The 16,786-nt window shown below is 60.0% G+C and carries 18 protein-coding genes; 10 read left to right on the top strand and 8 right to left on the bottom strand.

The genetic code is table 11. The features are described 5' to 3' along the window. The first annotated feature begins 7 nt into the window (after nucleotides 1-7). Nucleotides 8-859, top strand: coding sequence for a glycosyltransferase family 2 protein (locus tag GOV79_RS21145; RefSeq protein ID WP_170791633.1), 852 nt, complete (start codon nucleotides 8-10; stop codon nucleotides 857-859). 35 nt (nucleotides 860-894) lie between these two features. On the opposite strand, the gene GOV79_RS21140 is transcribed toward GOV79_RS21145, so the two are convergent. Then, nucleotides 895-1,659, bottom strand: a complete 765-nt coding sequence (locus tag GOV79_RS21140) for an FCD domain-containing protein (protein WP_170787321.1) — start codon at nucleotides 1,657-1,659, stop codon at nucleotides 895-897. A 152-nt stretch (nucleotides 1,660-1,811) separates the two neighbouring features. On the opposite strand from GOV79_RS21140, the gene GOV79_RS21135 reads away from it, so the two are divergent. The 4 genes from GOV79_RS21135 (at nucleotide 1,812) to GOV79_RS21120 (ending at nucleotide 7,464) form a co-directional block, all read left to right on the top strand. Then, a complete protein-coding gene (locus GOV79_RS21135) occupies nucleotides 1,812-3,020 on the top strand; it encodes an aminotransferase-like domain-containing protein (RefSeq protein WP_170791632.1) in 1,209 nt (402 codons plus the stop codon). A 35-nt stretch (nucleotides 3,021-3,055) separates the two neighbouring features. Continuing rightward, nucleotides 3,056-3,463 (top strand): hypothetical protein, encoded by a 408-nt coding sequence (locus GOV79_RS21130; protein ID WP_170791631.1) that lies wholly within the window; start codon nucleotides 3,056-3,058, stop codon nucleotides 3,461-3,463. 140 nt (nucleotides 3,464-3,603) lie between these two features. Further along, complete coding sequence (locus GOV79_RS21125; RefSeq protein ID WP_170791630.1) at nucleotides 3,604-7,059, top strand: chromosome segregation SMC family protein; 3,456 nt, start codon at nucleotides 3,604-3,606, stop codon at nucleotides 7,057-7,059. A gap of 54 nt (nucleotides 7,060-7,113) precedes the next feature. Then, the gene (locus tag GOV79_RS21120) at nucleotides 7,114-7,464 is read left to right on the top strand and encodes a hypothetical protein (protein WP_170775278.1); all 351 of its coding nucleotides are present in this window, start codon (nucleotides 7,114-7,116) and stop codon (nucleotides 7,462-7,464) included. 8 nt (nucleotides 7,465-7,472) lie between these two features. Here the strand turns inward: GOV79_RS21120 and GOV79_RS21115 are convergent, their stop codons facing one another. From GOV79_RS21115 to cobD, 5 genes are all read right to left on the bottom strand, one after another. Beyond that, nucleotides 7,473-7,988 carry a GFA family protein gene (locus tag GOV79_RS21115; protein ID WP_237218084.1) on the bottom strand — a complete coding sequence of 172 codons (516 nt, stop codon included), beginning with the start codon at nucleotides 7,986-7,988 and terminating at the stop codon, nucleotides 7,473-7,475. Nucleotides 7,989-8,004: 16 nt separating this feature from the next. Further along, nucleotides 8,005-8,265: a hypothetical protein gene (locus GOV79_RS21110; RefSeq protein ID WP_170791629.1), complete on the bottom strand. Its 261-nt coding sequence runs from the start codon at nucleotides 8,263-8,265 to the stop codon at nucleotides 8,005-8,007. A gap of 110 nt (nucleotides 8,266-8,375) precedes the next feature. Then, nucleotides 8,376-9,539, bottom strand: a complete 1,164-nt coding sequence (locus GOV79_RS21105) for a lytic murein transglycosylase (RefSeq protein ID WP_170791628.1) — start codon at nucleotides 9,537-9,539, stop codon at nucleotides 8,376-8,378. A gap of 12 nt (nucleotides 9,540-9,551) precedes the next feature. Beyond that, a complete protein-coding gene (gene cbiB, locus GOV79_RS21100; protein ID WP_170791627.1) occupies nucleotides 9,552-10,472 on the bottom strand; it encodes an adenosylcobinamide-phosphate synthase CbiB in 921 nt (306 codons plus the stop codon). Then, nucleotides 10,469-11,434 carry a threonine-phosphate decarboxylase CobD gene (cobD, locus tag GOV79_RS21095; RefSeq protein ID WP_237218083.1) on the bottom strand — a complete coding sequence of 322 codons (966 nt, stop codon included), beginning with the start codon at nucleotides 11,432-11,434 and terminating at the stop codon, nucleotides 10,469-10,471. The genes cbiB and cobD overlap by 4 nt, the downstream gene beginning before the upstream one ends. 181 nt (nucleotides 11,435-11,615) lie before the next feature. Between cobD and GOV79_RS21090 the strand changes: the two genes are divergently transcribed. Then, nucleotides 11,616-11,978 carry a response regulator transcription factor gene (locus GOV79_RS21090; RefSeq protein ID WP_170775286.1) on the top strand — a complete coding sequence of 121 codons (363 nt, stop codon included), beginning with the start codon at nucleotides 11,616-11,618 and terminating at the stop codon, nucleotides 11,976-11,978. Here GOV79_RS21090 and GOV79_RS21085 read toward each other — a convergent pair. Next, nucleotides 11,960-12,949 (bottom strand): glutathione S-transferase family protein, encoded by a 990-nt coding sequence (locus tag GOV79_RS21085; RefSeq protein WP_170791625.1) that lies wholly within the window; start codon nucleotides 12,947-12,949, stop codon nucleotides 11,960-11,962. The two genes, GOV79_RS21090 and GOV79_RS21085, sit on opposite strands and share 19 nt — an antisense overlap. A 211-nt stretch (nucleotides 12,950-13,160) precedes the next feature. On the opposite strand from GOV79_RS21085, the gene GOV79_RS21080 reads away from it, so the two are divergent. Further along, complete coding sequence (locus tag GOV79_RS21080; RefSeq protein ID WP_170775290.1) at nucleotides 13,161-13,514, top strand: hypothetical protein; 354 nt, start codon at nucleotides 13,161-13,163, stop codon at nucleotides 13,512-13,514. Between the two features lie 36 nt (nucleotides 13,515-13,550). On the opposite strand, the gene GOV79_RS21075 is transcribed toward GOV79_RS21080, so the two are convergent. Next, nucleotides 13,551-14,723 carry a MalY/PatB family protein gene (locus tag GOV79_RS21075; protein ID WP_170775292.1) on the bottom strand — a complete coding sequence of 391 codons (1,173 nt, stop codon included), beginning with the start codon at nucleotides 14,721-14,723 and terminating at the stop codon, nucleotides 13,551-13,553. 94 nt (nucleotides 14,724-14,817) lie between these two features. Here GOV79_RS21075 and def (GOV79_RS21070) point away from each other — a divergent pair, with 94 nt between their 5' ends. Genes def (GOV79_RS21070) through fmt form a run of 3 tightly spaced genes read left to right on the top strand, consistent with a single transcriptional unit; the run spans nucleotide 14,818 to nucleotide 16,783 of the window. Further along, nucleotides 14,818-15,336, top strand: coding sequence for a peptide deformylase (gene def / locus GOV79_RS21070; RefSeq protein ID WP_170791624.1), 519 nt, complete (start codon nucleotides 14,818-14,820; stop codon nucleotides 15,334-15,336). Next, nucleotides 15,333-15,827 (top strand): peptide deformylase, encoded by a 495-nt coding sequence (def, locus tag GOV79_RS21065; RefSeq protein ID WP_170791623.1) that lies wholly within the window; start codon nucleotides 15,333-15,335, stop codon nucleotides 15,825-15,827. The genes def (GOV79_RS21070) and def (GOV79_RS21065) overlap by 4 nt, the downstream gene beginning before the upstream one ends. Nucleotides 15,828-15,868: 41 nt before the next feature. Then, nucleotides 15,869-16,783, top strand: coding sequence for a methionyl-tRNA formyltransferase (fmt, locus tag GOV79_RS21060; RefSeq protein WP_170791622.1), 915 nt, complete (start codon nucleotides 15,869-15,871; stop codon nucleotides 16,781-16,783). Nucleotides 16,784-16,786 lie beyond the last annotated feature (3 nt).

Below are 16,786 nucleotides of genomic sequence, written 5' to 3'. Positions count from 1 at the left end.
GGCGAAAATGCCCAAGATAAGTCTGGTCATTCCAAACCTGAACTGCGCCGATTTTCTCGAGCAGACCATTAAGTCAATTGTCAGCCAATCTTATCCTAATCTTGAGCTGATCTTGTCGGATGGAGGCAGCACAGACGGGTCGCTTGATATTGTCGAAAGATATCGCGGGGCATTCGCACATATCATATCCGAGCCGGATACAGGGCAGGCCAACGCTGTCAACAAAGGGTTTTCACGCGCCACTGGCGAGGTGATGGGGTGGATAAATTCCGATGATGTCCTGATGTCAGGGGGGCTGGGGCTTGTTGGGTCTCTTTTTGCGCTAAAACCAAAGTTGGATTGGGTGACGGGCAAGCTCACGACGATAGATGAAACGGGGCATGTTCTGGCCTCTCGACGCCCAAGGCCGATTTCGTACCAGCGGCTTCTTGCGGGCGACTATCAATGGGTGCAGCAGGAATCGACGTTCTGGCGGCGCAGCTTATGGGATAAAGCCGGTGGACAGCTTGACGAGCGCCTGTCCTTGGCTGTCGATGGTGAGCTTTGGCTGCGGTTTTCGCGCTGCGCCGAACTAATAGCAGTTCACGACAAGATCGGTGCGTTTCGGTTCCGCAAAGGCCAGCGCTCAGAGGCCATGGACGCCTATCATGCAGAAATGCTAGCTGTGATAGCCGCTGAAAAGCAGAAGGCAGACAGCGCGGACGCAGTTACGAAATCCATTGTGGCCGCGCCCACCATACTGCGGAGCCGGTCGGAAGCTGACAGCACCTTTCCCGGACTGATCGACTACGATCCTAAACCGTTGAAGCACTTGAGCCTTTGGAGACACCGGTGTGAACGAGCTATTCGGAAGCTTTGAACCTCGCTGACATTCAGGCGGTCCATCATGTCAGATCAACGCGTTTCATGATCCAGTCGCTGCCGCGCGATTTCTTCGTTCCGTAAAGCCTTTTGGTGATCTTGTGTGCATTGTTGAACGAAGTTCAGGTGTTTCTGAACAGCCTCGCGGGCGCCTTCCGGGTCGCGCGCCTGTAGCGCGGTATTGATTGCACGGTGCTGATCCAAGATGGCTTCTCGGGTTGTGCGTTGATTGAACATCATTTGACGGTTGTAAAAGACGCCTTGGCGCAACAGGTCGAACATCGACCGCATCATATGCAGCATTACGACGTTATGGCTCGCCTCGATAATGGCCATGTGGAATTGCGCGTCCAGATTGGCCTCATCTTTCGGAGCGTTGCGGGCATGGGCGGCCTCCATCTTTTCAAAGATCGTTTGGACCACTTTCAGGTCGCTTTCTGATCCCATTCTCGCTGCGCGCTCAGCCGCCAAGCCCTCCATGTCCCGACGGAATGAGAGATAATCGAAAACTGCTTCTGGATGACTGCCAAAAAGGCGGATCAGGGCGGGTGAAAAGGCAGAGCCCAACACCTCGGCCACATAGATCCCGGATCCGGCCTTGGCGGCCAAAAGACCTTGCTCCTGAAGCTCCGAAATCGCCTCGCGCAAGGACGGGCGCGACACGCCCAACCGCTCGGCGAGTTCACGTTCAGCAGGCAAGCGTTCGCCGGGGCGTAGAATGCCGCGCAGGATCAGCAGCTCGATCTGCCGTACCACTGCGATTGAGAGCTTCTCGGTCTGAACTTTTTGGAAGGGCATAGGGATGTCGTCGCTGAAATTGGTCAATTCATATGACCATGGAATGCAGGCGGGTACAAGAATGTCGCGGCCTTGAGGTGAGAATAGGTCAGAATTATTGACTTTAAAAAATTCCTCGATACGCTGCCCATGTCCGAACAGGGAGGGGGCACATGTCGACACAAGCGCTGTTCGCTACGCGTGCATCGCGAATGAAAGCGTCCGAGATCCGCGAGTTGTTGAAACTTCTCGATCAGCCCGGAATCATTTCCTTCGCTGGCGGTATTCCCGACCCGGCCTTGTTCCCGAAAGAAGAATTTGCGCAGGCGTTCCAGACCGCAATGACCGCAGATCACAGTGACCGCGCGCTGCAATATTCGGTCAGTGAGGGCTATGGTCCTCTGCGTGAATGGCTAGTCGATCATATGCGGGGCAACGGCATTGATTGTGGGGCTGAGAACATCCTGATCACCTCGGGGTCACAACAGGCGTTGGACTATCTTGGCAAGCTCTACCTATCGCCCGGGGATACCGCCTTGGTCGGTTGGCCAACCTATCTGGGGGCGATCAACGCGTTTGACGCCTATGAGCCGCGCTTCGACAGGCTGCACCTGAACGGCAACCAAGGAGCGGCGGAGTACGCCGCGGCAGCGGGCGAAGGGCGGGTGAAATTTGCCTATTTGTCACCGGACTTCGCCAACCCGACAGGTGAGACCGTTGATTTGCGCGCACGAGAGGGCCTGTTGGATCTGGCTGATGCGCTGGATATCGCGGTGATCGAGGATGGGGCCTATCAGGCGTTGCGTTACGAGGGCGATGCGATCCCGCCCATTCTGGCACTGGAGCAAAAGCGTAAGGGCTCGATCGAGGCGTGCCGGACGATCTATTGCGGCAGCTTCTCGAAAACCCTTTCGCCGGGCTTGCGTGTGGGTTGGATCGTGGCCGCGCAGCCAGTGATCCAGCAGCTTGTTCTGATCAAGCAGGCGGCTGATCTGCATTCGCCAACACTCAACCAGATGGCGACCGAGCAGGTGGCGCGCACCTGTTTCGATAGCCACATCCCGATGTTGCGCCGAACCTATGGCGCGCGCCGAAACGCGATGTTGCAGGCGTTGGAGGACCATATGCCCGACGGGGTAGAATGGACCCGGCCCGAAGGCGGGATGTTCATCTGGCTGACCTTGCCCGAAGGGGCCGACGGCGCCGCGTTGTTGGCGCGGTCGCTGGAGACAGTCAAGCTGGCCTTTGTACCCGGTCGGGCGTTTTTCCCCGATGGTAGTGGGGCGAATACCGTGCGACTTAGCTTCTCGAACTCTGATGAGGCGACGATCCGCGAAGGGATCGCACGATTGGGGCAGGTCCTGAAAACCCAGATCGGGTAAGGTTTCATTAACGGTTTGCCCGCAACACTGGGCGTATGATCCGGTATCTGTCTCTCCTGGTGCTGGCCGCATGTTCGGCCGGCACGCCCCATTTTCGCGATGTGCCAGCCACGCGCGTGGCGGTGAATGGCAGTGTCTTTGACGTGCGCGTGCGTGGTGAACTGGCCGAGGCGGTGCGGATCAACATGCAATTCGCGCCGCGGCTTGGTCCAATCCGCGACCGCGCAGCATTGGCAATGGCACAGGTGTCGGGGTGTCCGATTCTGGATGTGCTGGGGGATGCCGCAGTCACCGTTGGTGTACTGGGCTGTGATCGAGAAATGGCCGAGCGCCTTTTGCTGACTGCAATTTCGCGCCCGAACTATGAATGCGTAGATACGGGCGTCTTCGACGATATCGGCGGCGATTACGGCTATCAGGTGTTTGAATGCACGCCCTACTGACCTGCGCGTAATCTTGCGTATTTGAGCAAGATGTTGTGGATAACTCGGGTCGAATTCCCATATCCTGCGCAACTGCGTTGACAGGTCCCCAATCCCTTGCGCAGACTTCAAGCATATAGGAATCACGGGACTCATTGCCTTTGCGCTTTAGCAAACTCAAACTCACCGGCTTCAAAAGCTTTGTCGATCCGACCGATTTGATCATCGCGGATGGGCTGACCGGTGTGGTGGGGCCAAATGGTTGCGGCAAGTCCAACCTGCTTGAAGCGTTGCGCTGGGTGATGGGCGAAAACCGCCCCAAATCCATGCGCGGCGGGGCGATGGAAGATGTGATATTCGCAGGGGCGGCCACGCGTCCCGCGCGCAACTTTGCCGAAGTGGTCCTGACTATGGACAATTCGGAACGGTTAGCGCCTTCGGGGTTCAACGACACGGACCAGTTGGAAATCATCCGCCGCATCACCCGCGACGTCGGCAGCGCCTACAAGACCAACGGCAAGGACGTACGCGCGCGCGATGTGCAGATGCTGTTCGCGGATGCCTCAACCGGGGCGCATTCGCCAGCGCTGGTGGGGCAGAACCGTATTGCCGAGCTGATCAACGCCAAACCCCGTGCCCGGCGGCGTATTCTGGAAGAGGCGGCTGGAATATCGGGCCTCTATCAGCGGCGGCATGAGGCCGAGCTGAAACTCAAGGGCACCGAATCCAACCTGACCCGCGTTGATGACGTGTTGGAACAGTTGGGCACGCAGCTGGCGCAACTTGCGCGTCAGGCCCGTCAGGCCGCGCGCTATCGCGAGATCGGTGAACAATTGCGGCAGGCCGAGGGAATGCTGCTCTACCGTCGTTGGAAAGAGGCCGATATGGCCCGCCAACAGGCCGAGGAGAAGCTGCGCGATCGGATCACAGAAGCCTCGCGTGCTGAGGCAGAGGCCCGTGCCGCCGCCGCAAAGCGCGCCGAGATCGAAGAAACCCTGCCGCCGCTGCGTGAGGAAGAGGCCATCGCCGCCGCCGTGTTGCAGCGCCAGCAGGTGCAGCGTGACCAGCTTTCTGATCAGGAAACCCGCGCCCGTCAGACCATCGAAACGCTCACCAACCGTATTCAGCAGTTGAGCAATGATATCGAGCGTGAAACCGGCCTGAACCGCGATGCGGGCCAGATGATCGAACGGCTGGAATGGGAAGCCCGCGAGCTGACAAAGGCCGCGGAAGGTCATGATGACAAGGTGGCCGAGGCGGCCGAAATCGCGCGCGAGGCGGCGTCGGTCTTGCAGGATCGTGAAGATCACCTGTCACAACAGACCGAGGATATGGCTCGTCTGGTCGCCCGTCACCAATCGGCGCAACGTTTGGTCGAAGACAGCCGCAAAACGCTGGCCCGGTCCGAGAGCGAAGAGGAAAAAGCGCGCGGTGCTGTGAATGAGGCGCACGAGGCACTGACTCGCGCCGCCGAAGCATTCGAAGCCGCGCAAGAAGGCGAGGAAGAAGCACGCGAGGCCGCCGAGGCCGCCGAAGAGGCACTGGCCGCCGCCGATGAGTTGCGCAGCGAAACGCAAGCGCGCGAGGCTGAAGCCCGTGCGCAACGGTCTGAGGCCGAAGGAGAGTTGGGAGCCATAAGGGCCGAGACCTCCGCGCTGGCCAAGCTTGTTGAACGCGACACCGCAGAGGGCGGACAGGTGCTGGATCTGCTGCGTGTTGCTCCGGGCTATGAAAAGGCGCTGGGTGCCGCGCTGGCGGATGATCTGCGCGCGCCTTTGGTCGACGGTGACGGGCCGTCGGGCTGGGTGCAGGTTGCGGGCTATGACGCTGATCAACCCTTGCCTGAGGGTGCTGAACCTTTGGCGTTGCATGTATCGGGGCCGGATCGCCTCAGCCGCCGGATCGCGCAGATCGGGTTGGTTGATGCAGATCAGGGCGCGCGGCTGCAGGCAGCGTTGAAACCCGGTCAGCGGCTGGTGTCGCGCTCGGGCGATCTGTGGCGCTGGGACGGGTTCCGTGCTTGGGCCGAGGACGCGCCCAGTGCAGCGGCGCTGCGGTTGGAACAGCTGAACAAGCTGGAAGCGTTGAAGCAGGAACTGGCCCGAACCGAGGCGCAAGCCGATGGCGCGCGGGCGGCGCATGAGGCGCTGTCACAGCAACTGGCCGACGTGACTGAGGCTGACCGCCGTGCGCGCGACGCCCGACGGGCCGCCGATCAACGTATGGCCGAAACTGCACGCGCGCTCAGTCGGGCCGAGGCGGATCGCAATCTGGCGCAGGGCAAGTTGGAAACCCTGACGCTGGCCGTCGACCGCCATAAGGAGGACGCCATGTCCGCCCGCGCCCAACTGCGCGAGGCCGAGGGCGCACTGACCGGGCTGGGGGACCTCGACAGCGCCCGCGCGCGGGTTGAGGACATCAAACAAACGGTCGAAGCTGCGCGGATCACCATGCTGACCCACCGCTCGACCCATGACGAATTGCGCCGCGAGGGCGAGGCGCGGACCCGCCGCAGCCAAGAAGTGACAAAAGACCTCAGTGGCTGGAAGCACCGATTGGAGACGGCGGAAAAGCGCATCTCGGAATTGGTCGAACGCAAGGAAAGCTCGGAGGAGGAGCTTGCCGATGCCATGGCCGCCCCCGGTGAAATCGCCGAGGCGCGCGAAGAACTGAACGAATTGATTGAAGCCGCCGACGCGCGTCGTGCCGAGGCTGCGGACAAGCTGGCCCAAGCCGAGGCTCAGCAGCGCGAATGGGTGATGGCCGAACGTGATGCGGAACGTCTGGCCTCGGAAGCGCGCGAAAGCCGGGCCGCCGCCGAAGCGCGCTCTGACGCCGCCAAAGAAAGCGTAACCGCCGCTGCGGAACGCATCGCCGAGGATCAGCAGCTGACGCCGAACCAGTTGCTGAACCAGCTGGACGTGAACCCAGACCAGATGCCCGCCGCCGACGCGCTGGAGGCCGAGGTCAACCGCCACAAGCGTCAGCGCGACGCGATGGGTGCGGTGAACCTGCGGGCCGAAGAGGACAGCAAAGAGGTTCAGGAAGAATTCGACACGCTGAATGGTGAAAAGGCCGATCTGGAAGAGGCGATCAAGGCCCTGCGCAGCGGTATTGCCAGCCTCAACCGCGAAGGGCGCGAGCGGTTGCTGACGGCGTTTGAGCAGGTGAATTCGAACTTCGCCATGCTGTTCAAGCATCTGTTTGGTGGTGGAGAGGCCAATCTGGTCATGGTTGAAAGCGACGATCCGTTGGACGCGGGTCTCGAGATCATGTGTCAACCGCCGGGCAAGAAACTCTCGACGCTCAGCCTGCTCTCGGGCGGCGAACAGACCCTGACTGCAACCGCGCTGATCTTTGGTGTGTTCCTTGCCAACCCCGCGCCGATTTGTGTGCTGGATGAGGTCGACGCGCCTCTGGACGACGCCAACGTGACGCGGTTCTGCGACCTGCTCGACGAGATGTGCCGCCAGACCGACACGCGGTTCCTGATCATCACCCACCATGCGGTGACGATGGCGCGGATGGACCGGCTGTTCGGCGTGACCATGCAAGAACAGGGCGTCAGCCAGTTGGTTTCAGTCGACCTGAAGAAAGCCGAACAGATGGTCGCCTAACCTTTCACTGCAACGTTATGCCTGTTGCAGAGCAGTTCGGTTTAGACTGTTCCCATGACGCGACTATTGATCCTCGCCTTGCTGACCGCTGGCCCCGCCCTTGCCGCCGAATGGCCCACGAAACCCGGAGACGTCCCCCTGTCGCCCGAAGAACTGGACGCTTTGGCCGGACGCACGCTGACATTTTTTGACGACGGTCAGGCAAAATTCTCGGCCGGAGGGGCCTATTCCTACACCTACGCCAGCGGAGACGCCGCCTTTGGCACCTATTCCATCGCCGAGGACGGCAGCGTCTGCATCGCCTATCGTAATGGGTTCAGCAGGTGCGATCTGTATGTGCGCAGTGGTGAGCGGTTGGTGCTGATTGACGAAAAAGGGGATCGTTATCCGGTGAGGCCAGAGTAACTGATCCATCAGGAAAGCGCGGTCTCCAAACGTTTTAGCGAACTCGGGGGCCACACTTCATCGAATTTGTAAAACTCCTCAAAAGCGGGAATGTCTTCGCTAAGTGGTACCCAAGCTTGTTTGCTGTTCGTGAAAATCTGCGCATCCGGAGGACACTGATCCGGGTTGTCCAATGTTCCAACACGCACGTACCTTAACTTGCCAAGACGGATCATGTAGCTGCTGAACACGGCGACGCCGCAATTCTTGCAACGCGTGATAATCTGACCTTTGCCGCTTGGGGTGGAAAGTTCATGTTCAGTGGTCGGCCCCTCAAGCTCTACGCGGTCAGCCTCAATAATGGCGTTCAAGACATAAGCCGCTCCGGTTTGTCGCTGGCATTCGCTACAGTGACAGCAATGGACGAACATAGGTGGTGTCGTCATCTGATACGTTACGGCTCCGCAGCCGCATTTCCCCTTGATCATTGCTTCCCCCAAGTTGTCGTTTGAATTCACGCCATCGTCTCTAATCGACCAGCTCATAGTGTTTGATCGAACGCTACTCGACCAATTCGGCCTCCGCGGGGTCGATGTGAGGACTCTGGTAGTCTTCGCCGACAAACGCCTTAAGTGACTCTAATTTTTCCCACACCATGACAAAGCTGAAGTCTCGGGGTGTGTCGGTGCGCGCGGCCCCAGGAAATATTTGAACGATGCCCTTGGTACCTCTCATCAAGGGGATCGCTGTTTCATGGAAGAACTTGCTGAACTCTTCCTCTTTCCCCGGCCGAGTCACGACCTGAAAAATGCGCATGATCATTCTTCCGTCCTCCGTAAAGTTCGGTTCCTGCATGCACAATCGCCTCTGCTCCTAAGAGCATATCATTTTGCAATGACTTTGTCCGCTTTGGACTCAAACCAGACGCTGCTTCACAACCGCCCCAATAACTCCACCGTCGGCCACGCATCCGCAGGCAGCCCCAGCCGCTGCTGCTCAGCCTGAACGGCAGCCCGCGTCCCGGCCCCCAGAATGCCGTCGATCTTGCCCACATCATGGCCGCGTGCCTGAAGTTTGCTCTGTAGCTGCTTCATCTGCGCGCCCGACAAGCCCTGCGCCGGGTTGCCCGCGTCATAGATCTGTGCGCCCTCAAGTCGGGTGCCGAAATAGGCGGCGGTCAGGACGTAGGTAAAGCTCTGATTCCATTCGAAATAGACGTCGAAATTCGGATATGCCAGAAAGGCGGGCCCTTTATGCCCCTGCGGCAGGATCAGCGAGGCGGGCAGGTTGGACAGCGACCCGCTGCGGGCCTGAACGCCCATCGCTTGCCACTCGGACACCGGGCGCGATTTGCCTGGGCCGGACAGGGACCAATCCATTTCGCTGGGCACAGTGACCTCTTGCAGCCAAGGCTGACCCGGTTGCCAGCCCAGACTCGACAGCATCTTGGCCCCCGACATCAGCGCATCCGGAGCCGAGGTTTTCAGCGAGACCTTACCGTCCCCATCCCCGTCCACGCCGTTCTCAAGAATATCGCGGGGCAGCATCTGGACCATGCCGATTTCTCCGGCCCAAGCCCCGGTGGTGCGGACGGGGTCGAAATTGCCCTGCTCGTACAACTCGATAGCAGCGAAGATTTGCGGACGGAACAGCTCGGGCCGACGGCAGTCATGGGCCAGCGTCACGAGCGCATTGCGGGTGTTGAAATCACCTTGAAAGGCACCGTAGTCGGTTTCGAACGCCCAGAAGGCCAGAAGTACGCCGCGTGAGATGCCGTAGTCGCGCGCGATCCGGTCAAACACGGCGTCATATTTGCGCGACATAGCCTGCCCGCGATCAATGCGGTTTTGCGAGATCAGGCGGCGCGAAAACTCGATGAAAGGCTTTTGGAACACGCCCTGCGCACGGTCGGCTTTAAGCACCGCGCCGTCTTGTTGCACGCCTTTGAAGAACGCGTTGACGGTCTCTGTATCGAACCCTTGCTGGACGGCCTCGGATTTCAGTCCTTTGACAAAGGCGTTGAACCCGCCTCCGCATTGGGCAAAGGCGGGTGACACGAAAAGAGCGGCGGCTATAAGGCCAGAGAGCAAACGCATGAAACGGGTCCGTCAGAAAATGAAGCTGACCCCAACCGACACCGACACGAGGCCAAGCGCAAGCCCCCAGACCCGCCAGAGCATGTCGCATGCGCGGAAAACCTCTGACGCGCCAATCTCGCGCGGGGCAACGCCGTTGACCCAAGCCAGATCGCGCAGCTGCCCGTCATAGCTGCGCGGTCCAGCCAGGGCGACGTTCAGGGCGCGGGCCATGGCGGCCTCAGGCCAGCCGGCATTGGGCGAGATATGGCGGCGGGCATCCGCGACCATCTGAGGCCAGCGCGCCCATTGGCCTGACAGAGCCACGATCATCACGCCGGTCAGGCGGGCGGGGATTAGGTTCAGTACATCGTCCAACCGGGCCGAGGCCCAACCGAAGTCGCGGTATTTTTCGCTGCGGTAGCCGATCATGCTGTCGGCGGTGTTTACTGCCTTGTAAATCAGCAGACCGGGCAGGCCACCGACCAGAAACCAGAAAGCGGGCGCGATGACCCCGTCGCTGAGGTTTTCAGCCGCGCTTTCGATCGCTGACCGCGCGACCTGCGCCTGCGTCATGTCGCGTGTATCGCGCGAGACGATCATCGCCACTTTCCCCCGCCCGTCTTCCAGCGAGACGGCCAAACCGGTACCAACATCGCGCACATGGCTGACCAATGACTTCTGAGCCAGCAGAATGGCGCAGGCGATTATTTCGACTACTGGTCCCAGAAGGGTCAGCGCGCGCCCAATAATCAATGCGCCGCACACCAACAAGGCGACAACCGCGACACCTTTCAGACGCCGTTGCGCACCGTGGTTGAGGCGTTTGTCAAGCCAGCCAATAAGGTTGCCGATCACGACGGCGGGGTGTTTCACCCGCGACCACAGCCAGTCGGGCTCGCCCAGGGCCGCATCCAGACAGAGGGCGCAGACCAGAAGGAAGGCGGTGCTCACAATGCCGCCTCAAGCCGGGCCCAACCGTCTGCTGGTGGTAAGCCCAGACGCAAGTAAGTTGTCGAATAGGGGAAGATACGGCTCCAGATAAGGGCGCGGGCCAGACGGTCCTGCCACTCGGCGGCGTCTTCGACGGAGTAAAGGCGAAAGAGCGGTGTTCCCCCGACCAAACTGGCACCCTGACCCGTCACGAGGTGATCCAGCCGGTCCGCGCCTTGCTGAAGATACCGTCGGGTGGCTGCGGCCCAATCGGTGTCTTGCAAAGCCCGCGCGCCAATTCGCAAAGCAGGACCCGAGACCGCCCATGGGCCAGTCAGATCGTTCAGCCGTGCTATCAGCTTTGGGTCGCCGATGGCAAAGCCAAGGCGCAGCCCGGCCAACCCCCAGAACTTGCCAAAGCTTTTCAGCACGATCACGCCGGGCCGCTCGGCCAGATGGATCAGCGAGGCTTCGGGGGCGACATCGCAGAAACTCTCGTCAATGATGGTCAGCGGCGCGTTGGCGTCGGCATCGGTCCAATAGCGACCATCGGGATTGTTGGGGTGAACGATCACACGCGCGTCGGCTGGACCTTCGGGCTGAACGCTCCAGCCTTGCGCGGAAAAGGCGGCGGCGTGCTCGTTATAGGTGGGGGTTGTGATCTGAACCCGCCCCTGCGGCGCCAAGGCCGGAATGCGGGCGATCAAAGCCGAGGCGCCGGGCGCAGGCAAAATCGCGGCGTTATCAGGCACGGACCAGAATTGGCGGGCCGCGTTGGTCAGTTGCTCGAACGCGCCGTGGTCGGGCAGGGCGGTCCAATCCTCGGCACTCAGGTCAGACACCGGGTAGGGCTGCGGGTTGATTCCGGTCGACAGGTCCAGCCAGTCTTGCCGCGATCCGCCATAAGCTTGGATAGCATCATCCAGTCCTCCGCCATGGTCGCGACGGGCGCGCGGGTTCAAGTTTTTGTCAGAGCTTGTCATTAGGTTCTCGCCGGAATCGCGCATTGCGGCCCGTTTCAAGCGGATTTTCGCCATTTGCACAAGCGAATCCGTGCCTCGGCGGCAACCGGAAAACAGCGTTAACCCTTTGTTAAGGAATTGGCGTGATCACAAACTCAGGGGTCGGCACCGTTCACCACTTCATGTGCCGAGGTTGTTACTTATGAATGTTTTGATTGTTGAGAGTAATCCCGACCTAGGTCGGGTCTGGAAGCGGCACCTTGAACGTCAAGGCGCTGAGGTCACGCTTGTCGCCGGGCAAGAGGCAGCGATCCTCGCGCTTTATGGGGTCGCGTTTGACATTATCGTGCTGGATTTGGTGCTGGAGGCAGGCAGCGCGCTGGCCGTGGCTGATTTCGCCAGCTATCGCCGCCCTGAGGCGCGGGTGATCTTCGTCACGAACACCACCTTTTTCTCGGACGGGTCCATCTTTGCCCACAGCCCCAATGCGTGCGCCTATGTGCAAAGCGGAACGCCGCCAGAGGATCTGGCGGCGATGGTCGAACACTACGCGGCGGGTCGCTGACCGCGCCCATGCGGTTCTGCGTAATCCAGCACTGGATTGGTCGGGATGATGCGGTGCGGATTGATGCTTTCATGGCTGTAGTGGTAGTGGCGCACGATGTGCTCCATGTTCACAGTAGGCGCGACGCCCGGCCATTGATACAGCTCGCGCGTATAGGCCCACAGGTTCGGATAGTCGATCAGCCGCCGCCGGTTGCATTTGAAATGCAGGTGATAAACCGGATCGAACCGGATCAGGGTCGTGAACAAGCGCCAATCGGCCTCGGTGATGCGATCCCCCATCAGGTAGCGGTTTTGGGACAGGCGATCTTCGAGCCAATCCAGCGTATCGAATAGCGGCCCAACAGCGCTGTCATAGGCGGCCTGGCTGGTGGCGAAGCCGGATTTGTAGACGCCATTGTTCACGTCGGAATAGATCCGGGCGTTGACCGCTTCGATGTCATCGCGCATCGTCTCGGGCCAGTAATCGTCGTTATTGCCCGTGATGCCATCAAAGGCCGAATTGAACATACGGATGATCTCTGAACTTTCGTTCGAGACGATCGTTTCCTGTTCCTTGTCCCAAAGGATCGGCACTGTGACACGGCCGGAATAGGACGGGTCCGCCTTGGTATAGATTTGATGGGCATAGTCCAGCCCGTACAGATCATCCCCGGTTGCGCCTTTGTCGTCTGGCTGAAAGTTCCAGCCCTTGTCCAGCATATCCGGATGCACGACCGAGACAGAGATCAGATTGCTTAGCCCCTTGAGTTCCCGGAAGATCAGGGTGCGATGTGCCCAGGGGCAGGCGTGGCTGACATAGAGGTGATAGCGTCCAGCTTCCGCCTTAAACCCGCCCTTGCCCGAGGGGCCCGCGCTGCCATCGGCGGTCAGCCAGTTGCGGAACTGCGCAGCGCTGCGTTTGAACGCGCCGCCGGTGGATTTGGTGTCATACCAAGTGTCGTGCCATTTGCCATCGACCAACAGGCCCATCTTTGTCCCTCCGAAATCCGATTTCGGCAAACATAGGGTGTCGCTCGGGTCGGTTCCATGCGAGGGCGCGCGCATCTTGCCTGCGTCATTGCACAGGTCGATCCGGGATTTCCGCGCAACAGATTGAAATCGGTTTGTTTCAGGTTCTCAGCTTCATTGGATTTTTACAAAGAGTTGCTCACAATAGTATGTACTGCGGGGGAAAATTGTTATGACGACCTATGTTTCTAAGGAAATAAGCGCCGAATTGGATGCGGCGCGAATCGCGGGGTTGAAAAAGACCAGCCGCCTTCGTGTCGAAATCGGCGACAATACATATAAAATTCTGAGATTGTGGAAGGACGGCTTCACGGTTGAGGCCGCAACGACGCCGAAATTGCGCGGGTTGGTCGATATCTATGACGGTGCGAACCATCTGTACCAATGCCTGATCATCGCTGACGAAGATGAGGCGGGTGAGATGCGGTATGAGTTCAAGCGTAGCACTGCCGCCTCGGATAAGGCTCCTTTGGATTTCTACCGTGCGCCGGATGCGCCCATCGCGCTGCTAGGCCATAAGGACTAACGGGATGCCCGACGGACAGACCGCCGGGCCTTCCGATCACTGCAAATCTGCAAAAGCACGCTTCAGCCGGGCGCATGCGTCCTCGACACGGCTGCGCTGAGTAGCAAGGTTGAAACGCTCGAAGGTTTCTCCGCCTGCTCCGAAGCCGGGGCCGGGTGAGGTGGCGATTTTGGCATCTTCTCGCAGACGTCGGGTGAACTCGGCATGGTCCATGCCTGTGCCCGAAAAATCGACCCAGGCCAGATAAGTGGATTGCAACGGCATTGACCAAAGGCCGGGGATTTCAGCAATCGTCGCGTCGAACAGTTTGCGGTTTCCGTCCAGATGCGCGACCTGCTGGTCGACCCATGCGGCGCCCTCGGGCGTGTAGGCGGCGGTGATCATCGCCACACCTAGCGCGCTGGGGTCATAGTCCAGCGCCTGAATGCGGTGGCGCATGTCCGCGCGCAGCTTAGTATCGGGAATGATCATATTCCCGGTGCGTTGACCGGCGATGTTGAAGGTCTTGGAAGCCGCCGTCAGGGTCACCGTCCAAGGGCGCGCATCAGGTGCTGCAACATCCATCGGCACAAAGGTGCTGCCGGGATAGACCAGATCATGATGGATCTCATCCGACACCAGGATCAGCCCGTTCCGTTCGGCAAACGCCGCGACCGCGCGCAGCTCGTCCGGTGTCCAGACCCGGCCCGAGGGGTTCTGCGGTGAGCACCACAGCAGCATCTTTTCCGACCCGTCCAGTCGCGATTGCGCATCCTCGAGGTCAACGGCATAGCTTTCACCATCACGCACCAATGGGCATTCGACCACGCGGCGGCCGGATTTGTTCACTTTGTGCGCGAACTCATGGTAAACAGGGGAGAAGATCACAATCCCGTCGCCCGGCTGAGACCAGACATCCAGACACAGGGCGATCGCGTTGCCCAACCCCTGCGACGTCAGGACCCAATCTGTGTCAATCTCCCACCCGTGGCGATTTACCATCCACCACTGGACCGAAGCCAGATAGTCCGGATGCATCCAGGAATAGCCGAACACACCGTGATCGACGGCCTGTTGCACGGCATCAATCACGCAAGGCGCTGTGCGATAATCAGAATCCGCAGTCCACATGGCCAGCCCGTCATCTGGCGAAATGCCATAGAGGCGCTCCATCTTGTCCCATTTTGAACTGTTGGTGCCCCGGCGGTCGGTGAGGTCGTTGAACGTCATGTCATCTCCATCTGTCGCGACGAAAGCTAGTTACAATCGCGGCAGGTGCAAGGGGGGCGTTGCGGCGGATCGCACGATGGCCTAAATCAACTTCATGAAACGCACTATTCTGATCCATCCCGACCCCCGCCTGAAAAAGGTCTGTGCCCCCGTGGCCGATCTGACGGATGAGCTGCGCAAGCTGGCCGACGACATGCTGGAGACGATGTATGACGCGCCCGGCGTCGGGTTGGCCGCGCCGCAGATCGGAGTGCTGGATCGGTTGATCGTGCTGGATTGCGTCAAGGAAGAGGGCGAGGCCCCGCGCCCCTTGATCATGTTCAACCCCGAGATCATCGCGTCGTCCGACGAAACGAATGTGTACGAGGAAGGTTGCCTGTCGATCCCCGAGCAATATGCCGAGGTCACCCGTCCCAAAGTCGTGGATGTGGCCTGGATCGACCGCGACGGCAACGCGCAGCAGGAAACCTTCGACGGCCTTTGGGCCACCTGTGTGCAACATGAGCTCGACCATCTGAACGGTAAGTTGTTCATCGACTATCTCAAACCGCTGAAACGCCAGATGATCACGCGCAAAATGCAAAAGTTGAAACGTGAAATGGCCCGCGCATGACGGTCCGCGCTTGTCTGCCGTGGCCTGACAAACGTCTGCGCACCAAGGCGGAAGACGTGGCAGAGGTCACCGATGAAATTCGCGCCATCTGGAATGACATGATCGACACGATGGAGGCGATGCCCGGCGTCGGCCTCGCCGCGCCTCAGATCGGGGTGATGTTGCGGCTGGCCGTGGTGGATGGCTCGACCGAGCGGGGCAGGGCCGTTCGTCTGGCGAACCCCGAAATCCTGCACAGTTCGATTGAGCTACGTGAACATGATGAGGCCAGCCCGAACCTGCCCGGCGTCTCGGCCAAGGTGAAACGTCCGCGTGCGGTAACGGTGAAGTTCTTGAACGAACAGGGCATGATTGATCGTCGTGACTTTGTGGGGATCGAAGCCACCAGCGTACAACATCAGATCGACCACCTGAACGGTCGGATGTATTTCGACCGGCTCAGTAAAGTCAAACGTGACATGCTGCTGCGCAAAGCCAAGAAACTCGTGTAATCGGGCTTCAGCCCAGCATCCCCAACCTCCGGAGGCCCCTCATGCGTATCATCTTCATGGGAACGCCCGACTTCTCGGTACCGGTGTTGGATGCTCTGGTTGCCGCCGGACATGAGATCGCCGCCGTCTATTGCCAGCCGCCCCGCCCAGCAGGGCGTGGCAAAAAGGACCGTCCCACCCCGGTTCACGCACGGGCCAAGGTATTGGGGTTCGACGTTCGTCATCCGGTCTCGCTGAAATCGCCCGACGAACAAGCGGCGTTTGCGGCTTTGAACGCAGACGTCGCAGTCGTTGTCGCCTATGGCCTGCTGTTGCCGCAGCCCATTTTGGACGCGCCTAAACATGGCTGTTTGAACATTCACGCCAGCCTGTTACCGCGCTGGCGCGGGGCTGCTCCGCTTCAGCGTGCGATCATGGCGGGCGACGCTCAGACGGGTATCTGCATCATGCAGATGGAGGCCGGGCTGGATACCGGCCCGGTCCTGTTGCGTCGGGCTACGGATATTGGGCCGCTGGAAACCACAGCGCAGCTTCATGATCGAATGTCAGAAATGGGCGCTGCTATGGTGGTTGAAGCGTTGGAGGAGCTGCCGAACCTGGCCCCTGAGGTTCAGCCTGAAGATGGCGTGACCTATGCTGCGAAGATCGACAAATCCGAGGCGCGCGTCGACTGGGCGCGTCCTGCCGCCGAGGTTGATCGGCAAATCCGGGGCCTGTCCCCGTTCCCCGGCGCCTGGACCGAGATCGAAGGCGAGCGGGTCAAGCTTTTGTCCTCTCGGCTGGCCGCTGGGCAGGGCGCTCCGGGAGAGGTACTGAATGACACACTCCGCGTGGCCTGTGGCGACGGCGCGGTTGACCTTTTGCGGCTGCAACGGGCAGGGAAAGGGGCGCAGGATGTTAAAACCTTTTTGCGGGGGTGGCCTGTTTCGACCGGAACGCGGCTCAGTTCGGAGTAAACC

It is taken from the genome of Ruegeria lacuscaerulensis, from assembly GCF_013034745.1.
In the GTDB taxonomy this organism is placed as follows: Bacteria; Pseudomonadota; Alphaproteobacteria; order Rhodobacterales; family Rhodobacteraceae; genus Ruegeria; species Ruegeria lacuscaerulensis_B.
The sequence above is the reverse complement of the archived record's forward strand: the minus strand, read 5'-3'. Positions and strand labels throughout refer to the sequence as shown.